The organism is Synechococcus sp. PCC 6717 (assembly GCF_022698185.1).
Lineage (GTDB): Bacteria > Cyanobacteriota > Cyanobacteriia > Thermosynechococcales > Thermosynechococcaceae > Thermosynechococcus > Thermosynechococcus lividus.
In genome coordinates this window covers 54,642-63,281 of sequence record NZ_JAKLTV010000013.1, presented here as the reverse complement: position 1 = coordinate 63,281, position 8,640 = coordinate 54,642, and the positions used below count along the sequence as shown (strand labels likewise).

Sequence of the window (8,640 nt, the reverse complement as noted above, 5' to 3'; positions counted from 1 at the left end):
CTTAGAATGTCAGCGTCTCAAGTCGTGAACATCCTGAAAGGCTACAGTTCACGGCATCTTAGGATGGAGTTTCCCTGGCTGAAGCAGCTCTACCAAAAAGATCCGCTTTGGGCCAGGTCGTTTTATTGGGGAACCTGTGGCCATGTGTCGGCTCAAACCGTTAAGCGCTATATCGAGGAGTGCCAGAGTTGATCAACTCTGCCGCTTTGCAGCGGCGCGGGAACCATTCTGTATCCCCGACCTGAAGCAAGGGGGTTTATCTGGTTCCCGTGCCCTCCATTTTCTATAAGAAGCTAGATGTGCATATTGCCAGAACCGATGAGCAATTCAAGACGGTTAGGGCTGAAATCAACGGGGTCAGGACTGAACTGAAGGCCGACATCAAGGTGTTAGATGACAAGGTGGAGGCGTTACGCTCGGAACTGCGGGAGGATATTACTGAGCTACGCAGTCAGCAGAAAACTACTGATGCAAGGGGAGGATATTACTGAGCTACGCAGTCAGCAGAAAACTACTGATGCAAGGTTATGGGCCTTCATTGTGGGGCTGGTGACGCTAGTGGGTGGTAGCGTGATTAAGGTCTTGTGGTTTGACCGTGCTTAAAAAAATATCCGAACTGGGTGTGAATGGAAGCATCGGCCATAGGGAATTCATCAAGCTTTTTAGGGGGATTTGGAGCTTGTCGCTTAGCTGTCTTAGGCTGGCGGTTTGACGGTAAAATAAACTTACTCCCTTTTTACAACAGCGAGTTACTTGAGCAAAAAAGATCAGCGATTGATTGCGTGATAGGCGTAACAACCTAATTCCATATTGGAGTAAACCCCTGAGGCATCCTCTTCTGGGCGAAGCGAGGAAGAGTGTAATTAACCAGCTATATTCTTCGGAGCGTTTGGGTAACCTATTGCATATGACTCCCCCGGCTGCCGTGCGGTTGCTCCCCAGCGACCAAGAGCTATTTAATGCCCTCCTTGGTTATGGTGCTCTCACAACCAAGGCTGAGAAGCAGGATGCGCTGCTTGCCCTGCTAAGCCGCGATCGCGCCCAAGTGATTGTCAAGAGTATTGCCCAAGCGGCCTTTCCCCAAACGGCGTTTAACGTTGCCCTATGGATGCTCAGCCATGATATTGTCACGCTAGATTGGCTCTACGACATTACCTACCGCATTTCTACCCAGGGCAGTCAAGAAACGATTGATCTGCGTTTGCTCTATAGTAGCCTGAAGCAATTAACCGTCCTTGATGAAGCAGTTGTACTGGGTCAGACCGAGGCTGCCCTGAGGGCGATTCGGCTGGATGATCTGGATTTGGACGGCTTTATCACTGCCCTTGAGCCGGCGATCGCCCTGAGCTTGCTCTCATGGTTTGTCACCTTCAAAAAAGTAACAACAGTGGACTTGGAATACATCAGCCAGATTGTCCAAAAGGTGAAGCCAGCAACCACCGCCACTGCTGAAGCAACGGAAGTGCATTCACAACCATTAAGGCCAGAACCGCAGATCATTGAATACACCCTAGAGGATCAGCTCCTTGATCTCAATTTAGAGCTTGGGGGCACAGAAACAGAAATTCTGCCGCGGGCGCTCGATCGCTTCTTGTTTAAGCGCACTCGCGATCGCCAAACCGGTGAGGAGCAGGTTGTTTACCGGCCAAAGACTACTGTGGTGCGGCTGGCCTGCGCGGGGGAGGAGCGCCGCGATGTGCCAGTGCCGGTTCGCAGTGCCAAGACGTGGCCGCCGGGGGTCTATGTCATTTACCGGGAGGAGGACTCCGTGCAACTCATGCGCTTGCCAGAAAATGACGTCTATGAGATTCTACCCTTTGGCCCTGACCCCTACCTACGGGCGGAAACGATTGCCCGCATGGTCAAAGAAGGATAGCGATCGTGAGTGGTGTACGGCTTGAACAACTAACAAAAATGTATCGCGATCCGCAGCGGGGCGGTGAGGTCACCGTTCTTGACAGTATTGATCTCACGATCGCCGCCGGGGAGTTCTTAGTATTGGTGGGGCCGTCTGGCTGCGGCAAAAGTACGTTACTGCGCTTAATTGCTGGCTTAGATCAGCCGACGCAGGGAACCATCTGGGTGGGCGATCGCATCGTCAATGGCCTACCTCCCAAAGCCCGCGACATTGCCATGGTCTTTCAAAGTTATGCCCTCTACCCCCACCTGACGGTCTATGACAATTTAGCGTTTGGCCTGCGTCGCAGCCCCCAAATCAATGTCGGCAGTCTCCTGCCTGCCCCGCTTGAGGCCACCCTCACCCGCTGGACCCGCCCACTGCCCAAGGGATTGCAATGTTCCTTTGCCCGGGAGCGTGCGATCCATCAGCGGGTCGTCACCATTGCCCAGATGTTGCAAATTGACCATTTGCTGTGGCGCTACCCCAAACAACTCTCCGGCGGTCAGAAACAGCGGGTGGCACTGGGGCGAGCCATGGCCCGCAATCCGCAGGTTTTTTTAATGGATGAGCCCCTCTCCAATTTGGATGCGAAGCTGCGCACCGAAACCCGTGGCCAAATTGTTCAACTCCAGCAGCAGCTAGGGGTCACCACTCTCTATGTCACCCATGATCAAACCGAGGCCATGACCATGGGCGATCGCATCGTCGTGCTCAATCAAGGCAAAATTCAGCAAATTGCTGCTCCCCTTGACCTGTATCAACAACCCGCCAACCGCTTTGTTGCTGAGTTTATTGGCTCTCCTCCCATGAACTTTTTACCGGTGACCGTAACGGCGACTGGCATCCAAGCCAACGGATGGCAGTATCCCCTCACACAACAACAGCAGGCTCTCTTCGGTGCCTGCCGCGAAAGGCAAGTGTGGCTCGGCATCCGCCCTGAACATTTACGCTTAGGAACCGCTACTGAATCAGCCATTGCGGTTGAGGTTGCTTTCGTCGAATCCCTCGGCCACGAAACAGGGCTGACGGTTCGCCTCGAGCAAAGTGCAACCCCATGGCGAGTGCGGCTCAGTGGCCACCATGCCATTGGCCGCGGCGATCGCCTGTACCTGCACCCCGACCCAGCGCACCTGCATTTCTTTGATGATCACAGCGGTCAGCGACTCATGTAACTATGCACCCTGCGAGCAAACTCCAGTCCCGTCTTGCCAGCCTTGGCATTACCTGCAAAAGTCATCTGCGCCGCTATGGTTTTACCCGTGCCCAAAGCCATGCCATCTGGGTTGGGGATCTGCAACGGCTGCGCCTTGAGACCCTTGAGCACCTTGCCCGAATCTTGTCACTGTCTCCTTTAGCCTTTTGGCAGTGGCTCTACGATGCCCCGGCGATCGAGGCTGACCTCCAGTACCGTGCCCTGCACACCCTAGAGCCGTTTTTGCGCTTTTGGCCCACGGCAGCTCATGCGGCCACCCAAAACCCGGCTGCCCCTGCCCAGCGCATCTTGCCCCTTGTCAAACCCATCTTTCAGCTACTAGACCAGTGGGGTGTGACGCCTATTGGTGAGGTGGGAGCCATTGTCCCCTTTGACCCCCAGCAGCACCAGAGTGATTCAGGTCAGCTGCAAGAAGGCACCCCCGTTCGCATCACCCATCAGGGCTATTGGTGGGGCGATCGCCTCCTGTTTCGCGCTCAGGTGACACCAGCAGATACTCTTGGACGATTTGCCCCCCCAGCACATGCTCCTGAATCACCCGCTCAATCACCTCAGGGGTTGCGGAGTGGTACCACACCCCATCGGGATAGACCACCAGAATCGGCCCCTGCCGACACACCCGTAAACAATTCGCCTTAGTGCGGAAAATACACCCCTCGGACTGGGGTTGATCTAGTTCCAAGTCTTTTAGGCGTTGCTTCAGATAGTCCCACGCCGCTAGCCCCACCTCCTTAGAGCAGCAAAGCGGCTTTGTTTGATCCGCACACAGGAAAAGATGCCGCCGAATATGCCCCAGACCCAATGCCGCAATTTGTTGTGCCAACCCTGTATCCATGGGTACGCGCGCTCCTAATCCGTCGCGATCGCATCCGGGACAGGTAACACCATCGACGACGAGGGAGACGAATGACAGCGATTCCACTCGATGTCTGGCATCTCCTCAAAGGCACGCCGCAAAGACGCTTCCCAAAACTTGCGCACCTTCACCAAAAAGGGATCCCCCAACACAAATTCTGCGCGGTGGCCAATTTCAAAGCTATTGGTACGGTACATAATCAAATCGAGGGGCGGCCCCACCGAAATATTCGATTTCATGGTTGAGTCTAAGGACAGCAAGGCATACTTTGCCGCGGCATCCACTGGTGTGTCGAACCGCAGTGTCCGGTCTAGAATTGGTTTGCCATACTTGGTTTCACCAATTTGGAGGAATGGGGTTTCTGGAGTGGCTTGCAGGAAATTGCCTTGGCTGTAAATGAGGTATAAAAACGGCTCTTCACCGCGAATTTGCCCCCCTACCAAAAATGTACACTGGTGGTCAATGTTGTCCTTGCTTAACCATGGCCGATGGGTATCGCTTACCTCCCGCAGCTTGCTGCCCACATAGCGCACCACTTCGTACATATTGGGTAGGGTATTCAGGCTATGCTCTAACTGCCCCTTCAGATCGCGGCGGATCAGCGTCAATACTTCTTGAGTAATCGAGAGATTGCCCGCTGTACAAATGACAATCACCCGCTCACCGGGCACCGAAAAGTCAAAGAGTTTTTGATAGGTGGAAATATAATCCACTCCCGCATTGGTGCGAGAGTCTGCCGCCATCACTAACCCCGATGTGGTGAGAATTCCCAAGCAGTACGTCATCTAAAGGGCGCTCCGCAAATGAGCCAGCACTTATAGAGGATTTGACTTCTCCCCTCCTTGAAAGAGAGGGGATTCCCAAAGGATGCTACGCAACGGGCTGAAGCCGCGTTGCTTCGCTTTTCCCTTGAGCTGTCACCCACAACTTAATGCGGGTGGGGGCAGTCAAAGACCCCCTACTCACCTCAAGCATTTCCGCTATTGGGACTACGTTTATGTTTCGGTTCGTGGTTTCGCGCTTTTCAACACTAGCCAATTCGATACGCTCAACATCCTGCCATTGCTTGCAGTGGTTTAGGCTTGCCGCTAAAGCGGTAGTGACTTACTTGCCGGGATTTTTCCGTACTAGGATGTTTCTTCGCGTAGTTGATACGCCTACTTTCCACGTCTCTAGTTTAACACATAGAGAGGGCTAAAGCCCCCTGAGTTGGCTGTATCCCCTCGCTAAAGCGGAGGGGTTTTAGCCCGCCCACATCACTCCTATAAAAAATAGTATAAAACTAAAAATTTTTATCTGTCTAGGTAACAGTACTTTCTAGGTAACAGTACTTTAGCCGCCATCGCTTATTCCCTCGAAGTGGCACGTCAAGGCAACCGTTGAGGGGGCAATTCTCAGTGGCAGGCAATAAAGCTTTGGGCGAGGGCGATCGCCGCCGGATTAATCTCGTGACCCATGGGGAGGGGATGGAAGCGAACCGGAACATTGGCAGCGGCTAAGTGGCGGTAACTGGCTTGGGCGATGGCAAAGGGTACCACCGGATCCGCAGTGCCATGAATCATCAGTACAGGTGGACAGGGCGATCGCGGTGTGGGGGGGCGCACAAGATAGCCACTAAAGACAATTAAGCCGGCAAAGGGGAACTGTAACCCCAGTGAAAGGGTGAGGGCACCCCCCTGGGAAAACCCGGCCAGAATTGTGCGGCTGAGGTCAATGGGCAGTTCCTCAAACCACTGTGAGAGCATTGCTTCACTAGTGGCTAAATCCGTTGCCCGATCGTCGAGTAGCAAGGACTCCGAGGCACCGTCGTGCTGACTGAGGTCGTACCACATCCGCCCCTCCGTAACGTAGGGGTGGGGAAAGGGAGCGTCCGCCGCATAGGCTTGATAGGTGGGGGCGAGCACAGACGCAAGGGGTAACAGGTCTGCGGCATTGGCACCCCAGCCGTGGAGCAATAATAGGGTGCGATCGGCCGCTGTTGGCGGATCAGGCGCACAACGGTAGCGCAGGGCAGCCATGGCTAGACAGGGTTGAGTTCCTTCGTCGTTTGGGGCAGTGGTGGATAACTCAAACTAGACTCAATCATCTCGCGCCCTTCCGTAGAAACGTAGTCAAAAAAGGCTTGGGCAACCACTGAAAGCTGTTTCCCAGCTGGATAGACAATGTGCCAGTGGCGTTGAATCGGAAAGTGCTCAACATCAAGAATAGTCAACTGACTGGACTCGCGGTCAAGAGCAAGGCAGTGATGGGACAACACCGAAATTCCTAGTCCCCCGGCGATCGCCTGTTTAATAGACTCATTACTGCCCAGTTCTAAGCGGATATTGATCGACACCCCGTGCTGGGCAAAGAGTTTTTCCACCGCTTGGCGCGTCCCCGACCCTTGCTCGCGCATAATAAACGGTTCGCCTTCAAGATCGTGGATGGAAATGCCATGGCGCTGACTCAGGCGGTGTTGACTGGGGGCAACCACCACTAGGGGATTATCTAAAAAAGGGTGACACTCTACATCGACGTTGTCGGGAGGATAGCTGGGAATATAGAGATCATCCATATTCCCACGAATACGCTCTACCACCTGTTCGTGGTTTGTGACCGTCAGGGCAACGTCAATCCCCGGATAGCGCTGGCAAAATGGCCCCAGCAAGCGGGGGATGACATATTTGGCTGTGGTAATAACACAGAGGCGCAGGTGCCCCTGCTTCAACCCCTTGRGGTTGGCAACCGCCATTTCAAAGCGATCTAAGCGCTCAAAGATGTCTTGACAGGTGGCTAAGAGTTCCTTACCCGCTTCCGTGAGGTAAAGGCGTTTACCCACCTGCTCAAACAAGGGCATACCGACAGCACGGGTCAACTGCTTCATCTGAATTGAAACCGTGGGCTGGGTCAGAAAAAGTTCCTCCGCAGCGCGAGTAAAACTTCCGTGGCGAGCAGTGACCTCAAACACCTTAAGCTGATGTAGGGTTGCCTGTTTCAAACCCACTCTCCTTTCCTCAGCAAAGTGATTACGACTAATAGCATGATTGATCTATAGGACCTCCAACAGAGAGACCCAACTGTTGGATGTGCTGCAGACAGCAGTAAAACTACTATAGATGAAATTCTATCAAATTTCACGTCATGATAACGAAAACCAAAGAATACTGTATCCAAATTGACATCCTGTGCGTGCTGCGCGAAGGTGTCTTGCGGAGGGATAGATGATCGGTAAGCCGATAGCAATGGCATCAAGGGAGTGGCTGTACGGTTGCCTGCGGGCGGGTCGCCACCATTGGAATCAGTGGCGGCAGTCCTATCCCCAGCTTAGCGTTGATCTGAGTGAGGTGAATCTCACGGGGTTAGATTTAGGCGGCTATGATCTGCGGGGGTGTAACTTTAGCCATAGTGTACTGCGCTTGGTTAACCTGCGGCGGGCAACTCTTTGCTACGCCAATTTCTATGGCGCAGACTTACACGCGGCAAATCTAGAAGAGGCAGACTGTACGGGGGCGTTGTTTTACCGAGCCGTGGGCGATCGCAGCACCTGTCAGCGGGCCATTCTGCGCTTGGTCAATTTGCAACAGGCACAGTTTCAGCACGCCGACTTGGCATGGGCTATTCTCGAGCAAGCGGACTGCCGTGAAGCCAATTTTCGGGATGCGGATCTCAGTTTTGCCCAAGCGACCGCAGCGGACTTCAAAGGTGGGCAACTGGTGGCTGCGAGCCTCAACGATGCCACCTTGCGTTTTGCCCAACTTGACTATGCCTCCCTTGAAGGCGTGTATGCCTATCGCTGTAACTTTCAGGGAGCCAGCCTCACCTATGCAGGGCTAACCAAGGGGTATTTTGCCAGAGCACTGTTTGTGAATGCCAATCTTAGCCATGCTGTTTGCCGCTGGGCCAATTTTCGCCATGCCAACCTGCAAGGGAGTTGTTGTGATCAGACCGACTTTGACCACAGCAGCTATTACGGCGACTGTTGAGATCTCCAAGCGACTAGCTAGGAAGCGCCGCGCTGTCCCAACAAGGTTTGCTGCGGGGACATCACGTTCCGGGTAGCTCCCGCAAATGGGCTGGCAGGTGCGATCGCTCCGCAAGGGCGAGTAATAATGGGCCGCGAGCTGTGTACTCCACAATACTCACACTGGCCACCGGCGCAGCAATGCGATCGCGAAACCGCCCAACATCAATCCCCAGCAAGCCGCACAGCATGATCCGAATAGTGGCTTTGTGGGACACGATCAGGATGTTGCCACTCGGATATTGACGCTCAATTTCCAGTAGCACGGCATTGCTACGGTAATAAATATCAATACCGCGCTCGCCACCCGTCGGGGCATTCCAGCCCGGATCCGAGAGCCAACTCACGTAGTCATCGTGGAACCGCTCGTTAACCTCTTGGGTGGATAATCCTTCCCACTGGCCGTAGTAAATTTCCCGTAGGCCATCCCGCAGTTGCATCTGTAACCCGAGGCGATCGCAGAGGAACTGAGCAGTTGCACGGGTTCGCAGCATCGGGCTGGCAAACACTGCCTGCCAAGGCAGTTCGGCATAGGCGCTGGCAAAGGCTGCCGCCATGGCAGTCCCCGCCTCCGTGAGCGGGGGATCCAGTTCACCGCAGAATGCATTAGCACGGCTAAAACTGGTTTGACCATGGCGTAAAAAGTAAAGTGTCAAGCCCATAGCTGCTGT

General features: G+C 54.0%; 10 protein-coding genes. 6 read left to right on the top strand and 4 right to left on the bottom strand.

Annotated elements, in window-relative coordinates; translation table 11 throughout:
• From tnpA to L5470_RS07800, 5 genes are all read left to right on the top strand, one after another.
• A partial coding sequence (gene tnpA, locus L5470_RS07820; RefSeq protein WP_499499228.1) for an IS200/IS605 family transposase occupies positions 1–192 on the top strand: 192 nt, incomplete at its 5' end.
• A 77-nt stretch (positions 193–269) separates the two neighbouring features.
• On the top strand, positions 270–491 hold the full coding sequence (locus tag L5470_RS07815) for a hypothetical protein (RefSeq protein ID WP_499499226.1): 222 nt from the start codon (positions 270–272) through the stop codon (positions 489–491).
• Positions 492–907: 416 nt separating this feature from the next.
• On the top strand, positions 908–1,876 hold the full coding sequence (locus tag L5470_RS07810; RefSeq protein WP_499499224.1) for an HD domain-containing protein: 969 nt from the start codon (positions 908–910) through the stop codon (positions 1,874–1,876).
• A gap of 5 nt (positions 1,877–1,881) precedes the next feature.
• Positions 1,882–3,072: an ABC transporter ATP-binding protein gene (locus L5470_RS07805; RefSeq protein ID WP_499499222.1), complete on the top strand. Its 1,191-nt coding sequence runs from the start codon at positions 1,882–1,884 to the stop codon at positions 3,070–3,072.
• A 2-nt stretch (positions 3,073–3,074) separates the two neighbouring features.
• The gene (locus tag L5470_RS07800; RefSeq protein ID WP_499499220.1) at positions 3,075–3,752 is read left to right on the top strand and encodes a hypothetical protein; all 678 of its coding nucleotides are present in this window, start codon (positions 3,075–3,077) and stop codon (positions 3,750–3,752) included.
• A 210-nt stretch (positions 3,753–3,962) separates the two neighbouring features.
• On the opposite strand, the gene L5470_RS07795 is transcribed toward L5470_RS07800, so the two are convergent.
• The 3 genes from L5470_RS07795 to L5470_RS07785 form a co-directional block, all read right to left on the bottom strand.
• Positions 3,963–4,754: a proteasome-type protease gene (locus L5470_RS07795; RefSeq protein WP_499499218.1), complete on the bottom strand. Its 792-nt coding sequence runs from the start codon at positions 4,752–4,754 to the stop codon at positions 3,963–3,965.
• Positions 4,755–5,363: 609 nt separating this feature from the next.
• On the bottom strand, positions 5,364–5,987 hold the full coding sequence (locus L5470_RS07790) for an alpha/beta hydrolase (protein ID WP_448514627.1): 624 nt from the start codon (positions 5,985–5,987) through the stop codon (positions 5,364–5,366).
• A 2-nt stretch (positions 5,988–5,989) separates the two neighbouring features.
• Positions 5,990–6,946, bottom strand: coding sequence for a LysR family transcriptional regulator (locus L5470_RS07785; protein ID WP_499499216.1), 957 nt, complete (start codon positions 6,944–6,946; stop codon positions 5,990–5,992).
• A gap of 223 nt (positions 6,947–7,169) precedes the next feature.
• On the opposite strand from L5470_RS07785, the gene L5470_RS07780 reads away from it, so the two are divergent.
• Positions 7,170–7,931: a pentapeptide repeat-containing protein gene (locus L5470_RS07780; protein WP_448514625.1), complete on the top strand. Its 762-nt coding sequence runs from the start codon at positions 7,170–7,172 to the stop codon at positions 7,929–7,931.
• 61 nt (positions 7,932–7,992) lie between these two features.
• On the opposite strand, the gene L5470_RS07775 is transcribed toward L5470_RS07780, so the two are convergent.
• Positions 7,993–8,631, bottom strand: coding sequence for a histidine phosphatase family protein (locus L5470_RS07775; RefSeq protein ID WP_099798139.1), 639 nt, complete (start codon positions 8,629–8,631; stop codon positions 7,993–7,995).
• Positions 8,632–8,640: the final 9 nt, after the last annotated feature.